14 protein-coding genes are annotated in these 14802 nt (G+C 64.3%); 2 read left to right on the top strand and 12 right to left on the bottom strand.

From position 1 onward, the window contains the following. Nucleotides 1-57 precede the first annotated feature (57 nt). Nucleotides 58-1032 (bottom strand): ABC transporter substrate-binding protein, encoded by a 975-nt coding sequence (locus DH08_RS31205; protein ID WP_192183070.1) that lies wholly within the window; start codon nt 1030-1032, stop codon nt 58-60. A 23-nt stretch (nt 1033-1055) separates the two neighbouring features. Here DH08_RS31205 and DH08_RS31200 point away from each other — a divergent pair, with 23 nt between their 5' ends. Then, the gene (locus tag DH08_RS31200; protein WP_192183069.1) at nt 1056-1211 is read left to right on the top strand and encodes a hypothetical protein; all 156 of its coding nucleotides are present in this window, start codon (nt 1056-1058) and stop codon (nt 1209-1211) included. 218 nt (nt 1212-1429) lie between these two features. Here the strand turns inward: DH08_RS31200 and DH08_RS31195 are convergent, their stop codons facing one another. From DH08_RS31195 to DH08_RS31170, 6 genes are all read right to left on the bottom strand, one after another. Beyond that, complete coding sequence (locus tag DH08_RS31195; RefSeq protein ID WP_192183068.1) at nt 1430-1675, bottom strand: hypothetical protein; 246 nt, start codon at nt 1673-1675, stop codon at nt 1430-1432. A 101-nt stretch (nt 1676-1776) separates the two neighbouring features. Beyond that, complete coding sequence (locus DH08_RS31190) at nt 1777-2562, bottom strand: glucose 1-dehydrogenase (protein ID WP_192183067.1); 786 nt, start codon at nt 2560-2562, stop codon at nt 1777-1779. Nucleotides 2563-2573: 11 nt separating this feature from the next. Then, the gene (locus DH08_RS31185) at nt 2574-3338 is read right to left on the bottom strand and encodes an SDR family oxidoreductase (RefSeq protein ID WP_192183066.1); all 765 of its coding nucleotides are present in this window, start codon (nt 3336-3338) and stop codon (nt 2574-2576) included. Between the two features lie 127 nt (nt 3339-3465). Next, entirely contained in the window at nt 3466-4974 is a 1509-nt protein-coding gene (locus DH08_RS31180) for a sugar ABC transporter ATP-binding protein (protein ID WP_192183065.1), read from the bottom strand. 50 nt (nt 4975-5024) lie between these two features. Beyond that, nucleotides 5025-5963, bottom strand: a complete 939-nt coding sequence (locus DH08_RS31175; RefSeq protein ID WP_006204505.1) for a sugar ABC transporter substrate-binding protein — start codon at nt 5961-5963, stop codon at nt 5025-5027. A 131-nt stretch (nt 5964-6094) separates the two neighbouring features. After that, nucleotides 6095-7078 (bottom strand): ABC transporter permease, encoded by a 984-nt coding sequence (locus tag DH08_RS31170; RefSeq protein WP_210328962.1) that lies wholly within the window; start codon nt 7076-7078, stop codon nt 6095-6097. Nucleotides 7079-7316: 238 nt separating this feature from the next. On the opposite strand from DH08_RS31170, the gene DH08_RS31165 reads away from it, so the two are divergent. After that, complete coding sequence (locus tag DH08_RS31165; protein WP_192183063.1) at nt 7317-8279, top strand: sugar-binding transcriptional regulator; 963 nt, start codon at nt 7317-7319, stop codon at nt 8277-8279. Nucleotides 8280-8320: 41 nt separating this feature from the next. Here the strand turns inward: DH08_RS31165 and DH08_RS31160 are convergent, their stop codons facing one another. The 5 genes from DH08_RS31160 to DH08_RS31140 all read right to left on the bottom strand — a co-directional run bounded on the left by DH08_RS31160 (nt 8321) and on the right by DH08_RS31140 (nt 14748). After that, nucleotides 8321-8923, bottom strand: a complete 603-nt coding sequence (locus DH08_RS31160) for a hypothetical protein (RefSeq protein ID WP_192183062.1) — start codon at nt 8921-8923, stop codon at nt 8321-8323. Nucleotides 8924-9021: 98 nt separating this feature from the next. Continuing rightward, complete coding sequence (locus tag DH08_RS31155) at nt 9022-10515, bottom strand: xylulokinase (RefSeq protein WP_192183061.1); 1494 nt, start codon at nt 10513-10515, stop codon at nt 9022-9024. 21 nt (nt 10516-10536) lie between these two features. Next, nucleotides 10537-11859, bottom strand: a complete 1323-nt coding sequence (locus tag DH08_RS31150; RefSeq protein WP_192183060.1) for an NAD(P)H-dependent oxidoreductase — start codon at nt 11857-11859, stop codon at nt 10537-10539. Nucleotides 11860-12199: 340 nt separating this feature from the next. Then, a complete protein-coding gene (locus tag DH08_RS31145) occupies nt 12200-13090 on the bottom strand; it encodes a DUF427 domain-containing protein (protein ID WP_192183059.1) in 891 nt (296 codons plus the stop codon). A 2-nt stretch (nt 13091-13092) separates the two neighbouring features. Continuing rightward, nucleotides 13093-14748: an ABC transporter substrate-binding protein gene (locus tag DH08_RS31140; RefSeq protein ID WP_192183058.1), complete on the bottom strand. Its 1656-nt coding sequence runs from the start codon at nt 14746-14748 to the stop codon at nt 13093-13095. Between the last annotated feature and the right edge of the window lie 54 nt (nt 14749-14802).

Genomic DNA, 14802 nt, shown 5'->3' with positions numbered 1-14802 from the left:
AATGGGACAGAGACCCGGCCGCTAGGGCCGGGTTCCGTGGCTTCCAGTTGGAACGGATCACTGCGCCCAGGCTTTCCAGTCGGCTTCGTGGGCGGCGATCCAGGCGGCGGCGACCTCTTCCGGCGTCTTGCCGCCGAGATCGATCTCGCCGCTCATCTTGTTGAGTTCGTCGGTGTCGACCGTGTAGGCCTTGGCCACCTTGTAGGCGACCGGCCATTTGTCCTTCATGCCGGCCCAGGAATATTTCCAGATCTCGCCATGCGGCTTGCCGCAATCATATTTGGCGTCCGGGTTCGTGCCCCATTTCGGGTCGGTGTAGCACTCCGGCGTGTATTCAGGGAATTGCACCCATTCGCCCTTGTACTTGGCCGGCGCCCAGTGCGGCGAATAGATCCACAGCATGATCGGCGCCTTGCGCTGGTAGGCCGAGTCCAGCTCGGCGAACATCGCCGCATCGGTACCGGCATGGATGACGGTGAAGGGCAGTTTCAGCGCCTCGACGCGTTCGTCGTCAAAGCCTTCCCAGGTCACCGGGCCGCCGAGATAGCGCCCCTTCGGCGTCGTCTCGGCTGTCGAAAAGGCCTCGGCGCATTTCGGGTCCTTCAGCGCTTCCCAGTTCGGCAGGCCCGGGCATTTCTCCTTCATGTATTCGGGGAACCACCACTCTTCCTTGGCCTTGGGGCCGAGCGCGCCGAGGCGTTCGGTCTGGCCGGTGGCGTCGGAGGCCTTCATGGCCTCGCCGGCGGTCGTGTCCCAGAATTCCAGGCCGACATCGAGATCGCCATTGGTCAGGCCGGTGGTCAGGCTGGAGAGGTAGTCGGCGGTCGGATATTCGACCGTGTAGCCGAGCTTTTCGAAGATGCCGCCGAGGATCTTGGCGTTGAGGTTGACGCTGGTCCAGTCGAACAGCGCGATCTTGATCGGGTCGTTGGATTCCGGCGCCGCTGCATAGGCCGGTGGTGTCAGCGCGCTTGCCGCGGCAAGCGCAAGTGCTCCCATTGATGCTGTCGAAATCATGCTCCGAAGTGACATGCTTGTTCTCCTGTCAAGCTCTGGTGAAGATGTCGGTCGTTCCCGTCTTCTTGTGTTTTGATTTCATTGTGTTGGCAAAAGCGGCAGGCGCGCAAGGCACCGATGCATCGATTGTCGTGCAGGCGCGGGGGATTGGTGAGAATTGGATTCCGGAGGATGCCGAGGGGACGCCGTCATGACTGCCGGCGGGCTGCTGCCGAAGCAGTCATCAACCGGTCGATCGCCACTCCCGCGGCGCTCCGAAACGTCCCAACCATCGAAATGGCCCCATAATCCCCAGCCAACAGCATCGCAAGCCGTCCGGCTTGCCGCAACCGTTTCATGGGATGAAATTATATATACCAACGTTCATGCCGCGCAACGCATAAAGCCCCTCGGCGGTGTCTCAGTTGGAAATTCACTGCCCCAAGTCGGTGCCGTCGTCCGGCGATCTGCTCGCTAGGATCTCATCCGTCAGAAGCCTCGCAAGATGGTCGCGGCTCATGCCCAACGTTTGCTTGAGAAACAATAGGAACACGCGCGCCCTGTCTGTTGACAGGCCGCTCGCCTCTGCCTGGGCGATTACTTCTTGCTGATGCTCTATCCGCTGTTCAAGCTCGCGGATGTACTGCTCGACCCTGGCGATGTCGTCCTCGATGCGCATGCCACGATGATGGCGGCAGAGATAAACAAAAGCTAGGGGTGCGATTGACGACCCGTCACTTGCTTGCCGGCCGGCGGTCGCTCAAGGCACGATCCGCCTGCTCACGACATGATCAGGCCGCCATCGACATTGATGGTCTGGCCGGTGATGTAGGTCGCATCGTCGCTGGCCAGGAAGCTGACCAGGCCGGAGACGTCCTCGCCGCTGCCGGCGCGGCCCATCGGGATGTTCTTCACCCATTCCGCCATCAACTCGCCCGGCTTGTAGTCGCCCATCAGCCTGCCCCAGGCGGCATCGTTGTAGGCCCACATGTCGGTGTCGATGATGCCGGGGCAGATGGCGTTGACGGTGATCTTCTCCTTGGCCACCTCCTTGGCCAGGCTCTGGGTGATGCCGACGACGCCGAATTTCGAGGCCGCGTAGTGCGGCGTGTAGATAAAACCCTGCCGTGCCTGGCCGGAGGCAGTGTTGATCAGCCGGCCGCCGTCGCCGTGTTTGCGCATGTGCAGGATCGCCTCCTGGCAGCACAGGAACACGCCCTTGGTGTTGACCGCCATCACCTTATCCCATTCGGCCTCGGTCATGGCTTCGATCCGGGCGATGGTGATGACGCCAGCATTCTGCACGGATATGTCGACGCGGCCGAATTGTTGTTCGGCGAGGTCGTAAAGTGCGGCGACTTCGTCCTTCTTCGTCACGTCCATCCGCATCGAAGCGACCTTCGCGCCCGCTGCCTTCAGGCTGGCCGCAACCTCGTCGACGCGCGAGTCGATGGCGCTGACGACGACCGCCGCACCTTCGGCCGCGAAACGCTTGGCCATGGCCGCGCCAATACCGCCGCTGGCGCCCGTGATGACCGCGGTCTTTCCTTCAAAACGCTTCTGCACTTCTTGTTCTCCTACCAGCAGACGAAGCCGCCATCGACGATCAGGTCGATGCCGGTAACGAAACTCGAAGCGCGGCTGGCCAGGAACACGGTCGGGCCGACCATTTCCTCCGGCATCGCCATGCGCCCCATCGGTGTGTCGCGCTCGAAGATCTTGACCTGGTCGGCGACCTCAGGCCGCTTGTTCATCGGCGTCAGCGTGTAGCCGGGGCTCACCACATTGACGCGCAGGCCGCGATCCGCCCATTCCATGGCGAGGCTCTTCGACATGTGGATGACGGCGGCCTTCGAGGAATTGTAGTGCGCCTGGGTCAGGCCGCGATTGACGATCGACCCCGACATCGAGGCGATGTTGATGATCGAGCCCTTGCGGCGCTTGAGCATCGTGCGCGCCTCGGCCTGGCAGGACAGGAACACGCCGCTGACATTGACGTCGTAGATTTTCTGCCATGTCTCCAGCGGCAGCGTCTCGGCCGGTTCGGCACCGGCGATGCCGGCATTGTTGACAGCGATGGTCAGCGCGCCGAGTTCGCTTTCGGTGCGCTCGACCGCTGCCGCAAGATCGTCTTCCGAGGTCACCGTGCCGGTCAGCACCAGCGCCTTGCGGCCGAGTGCGGTGATCCTTTGCGCCGTTTCGTCTAGGCCACCCTTGGAGGTGTGACCGAAGCAGGCGATGTCGGCGCCGGCCTCGGCCAACCCGATGGCGATCGCTTGCCCGATGCCGCTGCCGGCGCCGGTCACCAGCGCCACATCTCCATGAAGATCGAATAGTGTCATCGTCGGTTCCTCTCCTTCAACCGCCGGAATTCCTCAAAGGGAAGGGGCGCCAGTCCTGCTGGCGCCCCGCGCGGTCCGGTGCCTGGGAGGGTATCACCTGCTGCGCTTTGTTCCGATTCCTTGCTTTCTAGCTCGTCGCGAGCTCCATCACCGCGACATTGCTGGCTTCGCTGCGGTCGAGGATGCCGCGCTGGCGGCCACGGCTCAGCACCAGCACGCGATGCGAGAGGCCGAGCACCTCCTCGAGGTCGGAGCTCACCACCACCACCGCCATGCCGGAGCGGGCGAGGTCGGCGATCACATCGTAGATCGCTGCGCGAGCGCCGACATCGATGCCGCGCGTCGGCTCGTCGAGGATGAACACCTTGGGTGGCCGCGACACCCATTTGGCGATGATCACCTTCTGCTGGTTGCCACCGGAAAGTTTTGAGACCGCCTGGTTCGGCCGGCCCTTGACGCCGAGCCTGGAAATGCCGGCCTCGGCGAATTTCTGCACCGCCTTCGGGAATACCCAGCCCTTCGGCGCGACATGGTCGAAATTGCCGAACGCCAGGTTCTCGCCGATGGTCTGGTCGAGCACCACGCCTTGCGCCTTGCGGTCTTCCGGCACCAGCACCACGCCGGCCTTGATCGCCGCCGCCGGGCCGCTGAGATGCACCGGTTGGCCCCCAACGCGCACTGAGCCCGACGAGATCGGATCGGCGCCGGCGATCGCCCGCACCAGTTCCGTGCGGCCGGCGCCGATCAGCCCGGCAATGCCGAGGATTTCGCCCGATTTCACCGAGAAGCTGACATCATTGAAACTGCGCTCCGGCGAGGACAGGTTTTCGACCTCGAGCAGCGTGTCGGTGCCCGGCGGCGACAGCGTCGGGAACATCCGCTCGACGCTGCGGCCGACCATCTGTTCGACCACGGTGCGCACCGGGATGTCGGCGCGCTCGTGCCGGGCGACGATGCGTCCGTCGCGCATCACCACCACGCGGTCGGCGATCTGGGCGATCTCGTCCAGTCTGTGGCTGATATAGATGAAGGACATGCCTTCGGCCTTGAGCTTGCGGATCTGCTGGAACAGCAGCTCCGTTTCCTCGCCGCCGAGTGCTGCCGTCGGTTCGTCGAAGATCAGCAACTCGGCATTCAGCGTCAGCGCCTTGGCGATCTCGACCTGTTGCTGGGCGGCGATGCGCAGCGTGCGCACCTTGCGCTCCGGCGATACGTCGAGGCCGAGCCGCTTGAGCTGCGCCGAGGCCTTTGCGTTCATGATCGCGCGGTCGATGCGACCGCCGCGCATCGGCAGGCGCCCGACATAGACATTCTCCGCCACCGACAGGTCCGGCAGCAGCTTCAATTCCTGATGGATCATGCCGACGCCGGCCTCGATGGCCGCGGCGGGGTTGGCGGGGGAATAAGGCTTCCCCCGCCAGATTATGGAGCCGGCATCGGATTTGGTCGCGCCGGCGATGATGTTCGAGACGGTCGACTTGCCGGCGCCGTTCTCGCCGAGCAGCGCCACGACCTCGCCCGGCCGCACCTCGAAGCTCGCATCGGCCAGGACCTGGACCGGTCCGTAGCTCTTGCAGAGGCCGTTGACGAACAGCCCGTTGTGGGGGCTTTCGCTTTGGCGGGGATCAGGCGACATCGTTGCGCTCGTCAACTCTCAAACATGCTAGGTCTCAAACGTGCCAGGTCTCAAGGGTGCTTGGCGATGAACTGCTCGACATTGTCCTTGGTGGTCAGCGTCGCGTCCTGCAGCTGCTCGGCGGGAATTGTCTCGCCGGCCACCAGCTTGATCGCCGCATCGACGGCGAGCCGGCCCATGCCTTGCGTCTGCTGCGTCGCGGTGACGTCGAAGACGCCGTCCTTCAGCGCCTTCAGCGCCGCCACGTCGCCGTCGAAGCCGGCAACCCAGACCTTGTGGCCGGGATTGGCGACCTTGACCGCCTGCGCGGCACCCAGCGCCAGCGCATCGGCCTGGCCGATGACGATCGACACGTCGGGATGCGACTGCAAGAGATCCTGCGTCAGCTTGAAGCCTTCGTCCTGGTGCCAGCCTTCGCTCCACAGCTCGCCGACCACCTTGATATCGGGGTAGCCCTTGAGCGCTTCGCCGCAGCCCTTCGAGCGGTCGACTTCCGGAGTCGTGCCCTTCTGGCCGTGGATGATGATCAGCTCGCCCTTGCCGCCGGCCTGCTTGGCGATGTAGTCGCACACCGCCTGGGCCGAGGCGACGCTGTTGGTGGCGATGAAGGTGTCGCCGGGCGCGCCGTCGGCGTTGCGGTCGACATTGACCACCGGGATGCCGGCGGCCTTGGCCGTCTTGGTCGGCACCGTGGCGGCGGTGGCGCCGGCCGGGATGTAGATCAGCGCATCGATGTTCTGCGTGATCAGGTCCTGCACCTGGCTGACCTGCGTTGCCGAGTCGCCCTTGGCGTCGACGGTGACGACTTCGATGCCCTTTTCCTTGCCGTAGGCTTCGACGGACTGCTTGATCTGGTTGAAGAAGTCGGCCTGCAGATTGGCCACCGCAAGGCCAAGCTTCTTGGCCTCCTTGGCCGAGGCCATGTCGGTCAGGCCGAGCAGCGGAACGATGGCGGCTGCGGCAAGCAAGAGTGAACGTTTGGTCAGCATGGTTTTCCTCCGTTGATATTCAATCTGTCCCGCCTGCGCAGCTCAGCGCCCCTTGGCCGAACATTCCCAGTTTCGGATCGACCGATCCGTTTCCGCCCGGATGCCGGGCGAATCTCATTGCGCCCCGCTCTTCACTGCGCTCGCCGCCGCCAGGTGTCGGTGGCGACCGCCAGCGCGATCACCACGCCGATCACCACCTGCTGGATGAAGGGCGAGACGCCGAGCAGGTTGAGCCCATTGCGCAGCACGCCGATGATGAGCACGCCGACGGCGGTGCCGCCGATCGAGCCGACGCCGCCGGAGAGACTGGCGCCGCCAATCACCACCGCCGCGATCGTGTCCAGCTCATAGCCGAGGCCTGAGCTCGGCTGCACGGAATCGAGCCGTGCGGCGAGCACGATGCCGGCGAGACCGGCCAGCACACCGCAGATCGCATAGACCCAGTTGGTCAGCGACTTGACTGGAATGCCCGACAGCCGCGCGACCTCGGCGCTGCCGCCGATGGCGTAGAGGCTGCGGCCGGTGGCGCGGTAGTTGAGGAAGATGGCGAAGATGATCGCCAGCACGATCATCAGCCCGACGGTGACCGACAGGAAGCCGAAATGGCGGATGATCGACAGGTTGGTGAACCAGTCGGAAAAGCCGACGATCTGCGAGCCGTCGGTGATCATGTTGGCGAGACCGCGCGCCACCGACATCATCGCCAGCGTGGCGATGAAAGGCGGCAGCTTGGTGAGCGTCACCAGCAGGCCCGAGACCAGGCCGCACAGGCCGGCGACGACGAGCGCCGCGGCGATGCCGGCGGGCAGGCCGAGATTGAGATAGTCGGGATGAGCGACGAAGCCCATCACCATGGAGGCCAGCGCCAGCACCGATCCGACCGAAAGATCTATGCCGCCGATCAGGATCACCAGCGTCATGCCGATCGCCATGATGCCCAGCACCGTGATCTGGTCGAGCACGTTGAGGATGTTGCGCACCGTCAGGAACGTGTCGGTGGTTAGCGTCAGCGCCAGGCACAGAAGCAGCAGGCCGATCAGCGGTCCCATGGTTCCGGCGAACAGCGCCGAAAGCTTCGCGCCGGTCGCGCCTTGAGCGCCGGTCGTGGCTTTCAGATCGCTTGCATCATTGCTCACGGTCACTTCGTCTCCTCCGTCAGCGAACCGGCGATGCGTCGCCGGCTGCCTTTGTTCACCAGGCACCTCCCTGTGAACAATTTATCTTTGATATGCAATTTTGTTCAGCTAAACTGTTCATCAGAAAATTGTCAAGTGCCGCGAACGCATTCGGCGGCGGTTTGCGCGGCAATGCGGTTTGCCTTACGGGAAGCTTGTTGCGGGGAGGGCAAGAAAGATGGCGACCATGGAGAACGAGAGGGCCTCGCGCTTTCCGGACGCCGAACTGAAGGCCCGCGCGGCCTGGCACTATTATGTCGAGGGCCTGACGCAGGAGCGGATCTCCGAGATCCTCGGCATCGGCCGCATCAAGGTGCATCGCATCCTCTCGGCCGCCCGCGAGGAAGGGGTCGTCCAGTTCCGCATCCGCGACAGCGTCGTCGAATGCGTGCAACTCGAGGAGAGCCTGAAGCAGCGCTTCGGCCTGAGCCAGGCCGTTGTGGTGCCCTCGGCCGCCGACCGCAGCAATGCGCCGCTGATGATCGGCCATGCCGCCGCTGCCTATCTGGCCGACAATGTGAACATTGGCGATGTCATTGCGCTCGGCTGGGGCCGGACGCTGAAATTCGCCATCAAGGAATTGCCCAGGCGGCCGATCGCCAGAACCACGGTGGTCTCCATGCTTGGCGGCCTCACCCATGCCCAGCCGCTCAACCCGACCGAAAGCGCCTGGGAGTTCGCCGAAAAGATCGGCGCCGAATGTTTCCTGCTGCCGGTGCCGGTCTATGCCGACCGGCCGGAGCAGCGCGACGCCTTCATGAGTCAGCGCAGCGTCCAGGATGTCGTCTTCCGGGCGCGCCGCGCCAACATCGCTGTGCTCAGCGTCGGCTCGTTCTCCAACGACAGCCCGATCGCCAACTACGGTTTCATCAAGCCCAGCGAGCTCGAGGAGTTGCAGGCGGCCGGCGCCGTCGGCGATATTCTTTGCCATTTCATCGACGCCGAGGGTCGCCCGGTCGACCATGAGGTCAACCGCCGCGTCTGCGCCTATCCGCTGCAGGAGCTGTCGGACATTCCGAACATCATCCTGGTCTCGGGTGGGCAGGAGAAGGTGGCCATCATGCGCGCCGCGCTCGCCAACACCAAGATATCGGTGCTGATCACCGACGAGGACGCGGCCAAGGGCCTGCTTAGTCGCTGAGGTCTGGCGCTGATTTCGGCAAGCGGCTCAGCCGGGATGTTTCAAAACTCGCAGGGTTTGGGGCGGCTGTCGTCCGACCAGTCCGCGAGATCGATGGGCGTGAATGTCCCTTCGACCGGCTTGCCGTCGTCCAGATCCTGCGAGACGACGCCCTTGCCGGTGAGAAAATTGATGTCGCAGCCGCCGAGTGTCGTCTCGACCGTGCCATCGGATTTCTGCACGTTCCAGTCCCAGTCACGGCTATAGCCGGCGACCAGGAATTTGCCTTGGCGATAGACGATCGTCAGTATCGCTTCCGTCGATTTGTTGGCGCCGCAGCCGAAGCAGGAGGTGACAACAAGCGATCCCTTGCCCTTGCTTTCGAGCGCGAGAATCCGGTCCTCCGTAAGCGACTTCTTGACGAAGCTCGGTTTGCGCGAAGGGTCGCGCTTTCCGTCGCCGGCAGCCAGATAGATGGAGAGCTCCGCTTGCCCGTTGTCGGTATCCTGCGCGATGACGGCTCGATCCATTTGGCCATCAGAGTCGATGTCGAGCGCGACCTCGAATGGCGGTTCGGTAGGTTCGCTCTCGGCGAGCGCGGACATCGGGATTGTGGCAAGGGCGACCATCCAGGACAGGGCCGCGAGATGAGATGCAGTCTTCATGGACGCAAATCTAGCATTGGCCGGACAAGACGCAAAAGTGGCTCCGCTGGCAGACAGAACACCAGAAGTTCTGGATCTGGAAAACTAGCGCCGTCGACTTACGCCGAAGCGTTGGCGAGCCGTGCGTGGATGTCACGCGTCGCGTGATAGAGGTCGCGGTAGATCGCTTTGCGGGCGCGGTAGCCCGGGACCAGTTCATCGACGGGATCGACATGTCTGGTCGGCGCCGCGGTCATCGCCTCGGCCGCGGCCTCTGGCGACGCAAACCATCCGATCGCCGATGCCGTCAGCATCGCGGCACCCAGCGCCGCCGCTTCGTTGACCGGCGAGACGGAGAGCGACCGCTCGAGCACGCTGGCCATGATCCGCATCAGCAGCGCCGAATTGGTGCCGCCGCCGGCCGCGATCATTGCCGCCGGCTTGCCGCCGGTCTGGCTTTCCATCGCCTCGCTGGCGATGGCCTGCTCGAAGGCGATACCTTCGAGGGTCGCGCGGAAGAGATGCTTGGGCTCATGATCGAGCGACAGGCCGACGATGGCGCCACGCGCAGCGCCGTCCCAATAGGGGCTCATCACGCCAGCCCAGTAGGGCATGACCAGCAGGCCGTCGCTGCCGGCAGTAACATCGACCGCCGCTTTCTCCAGCACCGCCGCCGAGGCCGAACCGGTGGTGCGCACTATCCAGTCGACCAGCTGCATGCCCGAGCGCAGCACCGTCTCCAGCATGAAGCCGGATCCGGTCGGCGAGATCAGCGTGCGAAATGCATCCGACGTTGTGACCACTTGGGAATAGCAGCCGCTGACGACGCCGGAGCCAAGCGAGAGATAGCTCTTGCCTGCACCGTAGACGCCCATCCCCAGGCCCATCGCCTGGCCATCGCCGGCGCCGGCGACGATGGGCGTCCCGGCCCTCAGGCCGGTCAGCCCGGCAACGCTCTCGGCCAGTCCTCCGCAGATTTCGCCCGGTCCGATCAACTCCGGCAGTTGCTCCGGCCGCAAGCCCACGGCCTCCACAAGGCGCGGGTGCCAGCTGCCTGTCGCGACGTCGAGCAGCCCGAGCGGATCAGCGCTTGCCGTGCTGGTGACCAGCCGACCGGTCAGCCGGTGCACGAAGAAACCATGCACGTCGACAAGTGCTGCCGCGTTGGCCAAAACCTCGGGCTGATGTTCGGCGAGCCAGGCGACGGCGTAGAGCGCCGGCGTCGGGTCCGGCGGCTTGCCGCTCCAGTCGCGGATGACCTCGCGGCCAAGCTCCGCTGAAAGCCGCGCCACTTGCGGGCGGGCGCGTTCGTCCAGCCACAGGATCGCCGGTATGAGCGGCTTGCCGGCGCCGTCGATCAGCGTAAAGCTCTCCCGCTGATGGGCGATCGAAATTGCCGCCACGCGCTCGGCGCCGATTTTGTCGGCAACCTGCTTCAGCGCCGTGACAAGCGCTGTCCACCAGTGCTCCGCATCCTGCTCGAAATGGCCGGGCTTCGGATTGGAAAGCGGATAGGCCTCGCGCGCCTGGAACAGCTCCGCGCCGTCACGCGTGAAGGCGATCGCCTTCACGGCCGTCGTCGAGGCGTCGATCCCGATTACGACATCGTCCATCAGGCGAGGATCCGGTGGAGGTCAGGCAGCGTTGGTAACGAACCGTCCGTCCGACTGGTCGAGACGGCGGCGGATCTGGGTTATCACCATCGAATCGTCGGGTACACAGTTTTCATAGGTCAGGAACTCGCCGGTCTTGACCGGCTTGACCACCTTGGCGCGTTCGGCGAGGCCGAGCGGCAGCGCGCCCTTGGCGCGTGCGCCCTCCCAGGTCATGGCGAAGCCGCGATAGTCGTTCTCGCCGATCATGCCGAGCGACTGACCGGTGCCGAGGTCGCTCTTGGCCACCGCCACCGCCTCCGCCACCGGATGGTCGAGCGGCTCCATGTCGGCGCGCTTGTAGACCACGGCGCGCGCCGCCGAGAGCGGCACTTCCAGGCTGGTCAGATGGTAGGGGCGGAAGATCGTGAAATAGGGACCCTTGCCGACCTTGAGGTCGACCATGCGCTCCAGCACGCGCGGATGCTTCGTCTCGATGATGCAGAAGACGCCGGGCGCCACACCCTTGCCGATCGAGTAGTCGACCACGCCCTTGCGATGCAGCACGCCGCCATCCTCGCGCGGGCAGAGCACGCTGGCCAGCTCTTCAAGCGTCGCCGTCGGACCGTGCATGCCCGGCACGTCGGGCACCAGGCCGGTGGCGTTGGCGATCGCCACCATCTCGATCGCCGTCTTCGAGCCGTCGACGAACTCGACCAGCATGCGCGCGTTCATGTTGCGCTCGCTGGCCTCCTTCTCGTAGTCGGCCGGCATCGCGTCGATCTTCAGTGGATTGTTCTTGCCCTTGCCGGCGGCGATGATGTTGAAGCCGAGGCTTTTGGCAAAACCGATGATCTCCAGCGTGCAGGCGGGCTCGTCGCCGGCCGCACCGGTGTAGACGACGCCGGCCTTGCGCGCTTCCTCTTTCAGGAAGCGCCCGATGGTGATGTCGGCCTCGACATTGAGCATGACGATATGCTTGCCGTTCTTCATCACTTCGAGCGCGAACAGCGTGCCGATATTGGGATTGCCCGTGGCGTCGATGATGACGTCGATGCGGCCGGCGGCGGCGAGCGCATGCAGGTCCTCGGTCACCGCGATCTTGCCGACCTCGATGGCGCGGTCGATGGCCGCCGCGTTGGGCGCCTGGACTATGTCGGAACGGTCGTGGCCGGCAAGCAGTGCCGCATCGATCGCCGCCTGCGGCCTGACCTCAGAAATGGCGCCGATGCGCATCCCCGGCATCAACGCGACCTGGACGACGATGTCGGTGCCCATCTGCCCGGCGCCGGCCAGGCCGATGGTGATCGGCCCCTGCTTTTCAGCGCGCTGCAAGAGTTCCGCTGCGAATTGCGGATGGGACATGTCGCTTCCTCCAGTTCCTGACGCGCCGCTGCGTCGCAATCATCTTTTGAACATTCCTATTTCCATTTGAAAAATATTTCAACCGGCATTTCAGGAGGAATATCGATGTCGGCGGGACAGCGCCCCCCTCTGTCCTGCCGGACATCTCCCCCACGAGGGGGGAGATCAGCCGTCACCACAGCCTTCGCTAGTTTTCAACGTTGCAGGAATAAGCGGAGCGTCAAAACTGCCAATCTCCCCCCAAGTGGGGGGAGATTGTCCGGCAGGACAGAGGGGGGCGCGAAGGATCGCTACGGCTGTTATTCCGCACCGCTGCGCAGCGTCGCCTCCGAAACGCCGCTCAGAAGTAGCCGTCCGATGCGGCCGTCGCCTCTTTCGGGATCTCGACGCCGTCGACCAGGATTTTGTCGACCAGTTCATGGTGGAAGCAGACCAGCCCCTTGATGCGTTCGGCCTCGTGTACCGGCTCGGGATAGTACCAGACGAGGTTCTCGTGGCGCTTCTTGGAAGTCGTCACGTGATAATAGTTGGAGATGCCCTTGTAGGGGCAACGCGAAATGTAGCGGCTGGGCGCGAACATATCGAGCCTGGTGTCGGAAATCGGCAGATAGTGGCGCACCGGATGGCCGGTCTCGAACAGGAAGATGCCACGCCGTGAATCGGCAACCTGCTCGCCGTCGAGGATGACTTGCACCCGCCGCGACGAGGGCAGGCAGTCGACCCGGCGGAACGGGTCGCGGGCATGGACGAAGATCTCCTCGTCCTCTTCGAACCAGTGGCCCATCTTGCTCCAGTAGAAGGAAATGTAGTCTGAGATTGGCGGGCAGCCCTTGACCGGGTCGAGATAACGCCAGGCGCCGTCCTCGACCAGCGTGATGCCGGTGTTGAGCGAATAGTGGGTGGCGACGCCCTTGAACGGGTCCTCCGTCGTGGTCTTGCTGGGCAGCAGGAACTCCTCGCGCACGTCGCCGATCGGGAAGTAGTAGACCGGCAGATGGTCGGATTCGTAGAACACCAGCGCCTTGGTCGTGTCGGCGACGGTCATCGAGCCGACCTGCACCCGCAGCCGTTTCGGCGACGGCATGGTGAAGGCGACGTAGCCCGGCTCGAACTCGTACTGCACGATCGTGTCGAGCACGGGGAAATGCGGCCCGCGACCGCGCAAATGGGACTTGCGAATGGTAGTCTCCCGTTTCTTTTCGTTCGTGACGTGGCGTTGGTGCGCGGTCATGATCAGCCTATGGACACACGGTCGAGCAGCAGGCCGGCGGCGATCGGCGGCAGGCCGCTGACATTCTTGCGTACCGGCACCAGAAGGTCCGGGAAATAGCTGAAGATCACAGGCGTCTCGTCCAGCAGCAGCTTCTGGATGTCGGAGGCGGCCTTGCGCTGCGCATCGAGGTCGAGCGCCTTGAGGTAGCCGGCGACCAGCCCGTCATAGGCCGTGTTCTTGAAATGCGCCGCGTTCCACGGACCGTCGCTGACCAGCGGGCTCTTCAGGAACACGTTCGGCACGCTGCGGTGCGCGTAGTCGGTGATGCCGAGCGGGCTGTCCAGCCAGTCCGACTGTCCGAACACCGCCTTGCCGTAATATTTGTCCTGGTCCTCGATGTTGAGCGAGAGGCGGGCGCCGACTTCCTTGGCGAAGTTCTGGAACAGCTGCGCGTAGCCCGGAATGTCGGAATAGCGCAGTGTCGTCAGCGTCATGTCGAAGCCGCCGCCGAGCCCCGCGGCTTCCATGAGCTGCTTGGCCTTGGCGACGTCCTGCGTGCGCTGCGGGATCGACTTGTCGGTCGCCGGGAAGGCCGGCGCGAACGGGCTGTCATTGCCGGTCGCCGCCATGCCGCGGCACAGCCCGTCGACCAGTTTGGAACGGTCGATGCACAGAGCCAGCGCCTGGCGCACGCGCTTGTCGGTGAAAGGCGCCATGTCGCAACGCATGTGCAGCTGGCGGTGCGCGGTCGAGGCGATGCGCAGCACGGTGATGTCAGGGCTGTTCAGCACCACCTGGCTGACATCGAGCGGCACGGCATCGAGCAGGTCCACTTCGCCCGCCTGCAGCGCCAGGATGCGCGGCTGCACGTCGCCGTAGAACTTGAATTCGAGCCGGTCGGGCAGCGCCTTCTCACCCCAATAGTCGGGGTTGCGCACGAAGGTTGCGCCGACCTTCGGCGTGTAGGTCTCCAACCGGAACGGGCCGGTGCCTTCGAAGGTCTTTTCGTAATCGCCCTTGTAGCTCGCCGGCAGGATGACGGCGTTGTAATTGTCGATCGACACCGAATAGGGGAAGCTGCCATTCGGCGCGTCGAGATGGAAGGCGACGGTGTGGTCGTCGACCTTCTGGGTGCCGCCTTTCGACAGCAGGCCCTTGAACACCGACAGCGCATTGGATGAGCCGCTCGGATCGGCGAGCCTGTCGAATGTCGCCACGACATCGTCGGCCTTGAAGTCCTCGCCATTGTGGAATTTCACGCCCTTGCGCAGCTTGAAGGTCCACACGCTGCCGTCCTCGTTCGGCGCCCAGCTTTCGGCCAGCACCGGCTTCAGGGTGAGGTCCGGCTGGGTGATGCAGAGGAATTCGGCGGTCTGGAAGACCAGCTGGTAACTGCCGCTGTCGTAATAGGTGACGGGGTCGATGGCGCCGCCGGGCGTGGCGATGCCGGCGCGCACGGTGCCGCCCGGCTTGCCTTCGGCGCGCGCCTGCGGCGCTCCAAGTCCGAGCGATGAAACGATGCCGCCGAGGAACGGCAGCGACAGGCCGAGCATGCTGCCATGCCTGAGGAATTCGCGGCGGCCGATCCTGCCGGCCAAAAGCTCGTCGATAGCGGAATTTTCGATTTCGGTGAGACTCCGGCGGGCGGCGTCGATCATCCTGAAATGCTTTGGCATGGCGGCATTCCTTGCTTATCGTGGGGGCTCGGCCATCTAGTTCACTGTTGATCC

Source organism: Mesorhizobium amorphae (genome assembly GCF_014843845.1).
Taxonomy (GTDB): Bacteria; Pseudomonadota; Alphaproteobacteria; order Rhizobiales; family Rhizobiaceae; genus Mesorhizobium; species Mesorhizobium amorphae_A.
This window is presented reverse-complemented; position numbering and strand designations above follow the sequence as displayed.

Excerpts from the sequence above, each read along its gene's own strand:
- DH08_RS31205 (WP_192183070.1), bottom strand. The coding sequence starts at position 1,032 with ATGTCACTTCGGAGCATGATTTCGACAGCATCAATGGGAGCACTTGCG.
- DH08_RS31195 (WP_192183068.1), bottom strand. The coding sequence starts at position 1,675 with ATGCGCATCGAGGACGACATCGCCAGGGTCGAGCAGTACATCCGCGAG.
- DH08_RS31180 (WP_192183065.1), bottom strand. The coding sequence starts at position 4,974 with ATGTCGCCTGATCCCCGCCAAAGCGAAAGCCCCCACAACGGGCTGTTC.
- DH08_RS31150 (WP_192183060.1), bottom strand. The coding sequence starts at position 11,859 with ATGTCCCATCCGCAATTCGCAGCGGAACTCTTGCAGCGCGCTGAAAAG.
- DH08_RS31165 (WP_192183063.1), top strand. The coding sequence starts at position 7,317 with ATGGCGACCATGGAGAACGAGAGGGCCTCGCGCTTTCCGGACGCCGAA.
- DH08_RS31155 (WP_192183061.1), bottom strand. The coding sequence starts at position 10,515 with ATGGACGATGTCGTAATCGGGATCGACGCCTCGACGACGGCCGTGAAG.
- DH08_RS31175 (WP_006204505.1), bottom strand. The coding sequence starts at position 5,963 with ATGCTGACCAAACGTTCACTCTTGCTTGCCGCAGCCGCCATCGTTCCG.
- DH08_RS31140 (WP_192183058.1), bottom strand. The coding sequence starts at position 14,748 with ATGCCAAAGCATTTCAGGATGATCGACGCCGCCCGCCGGAGTCTCACC.
- DH08_RS31185 (WP_192183066.1), bottom strand. The coding sequence starts at position 3,338 with ATGACACTATTCGATCTTCATGGAGATGTGGCGCTGGTGACCGGCGCC.
- DH08_RS31160 (WP_192183062.1), bottom strand. The coding sequence starts at position 8,923 with ATGAAGACTGCATCTCATCTCGCGGCCCTGTCCTGGATGGTCGCCCTT.
- DH08_RS31145 (WP_192183059.1), bottom strand. The coding sequence starts at position 13,090 with ATGACCGCGCACCAACGCCACGTCACGAACGAAAAGAAACGGGAGACT.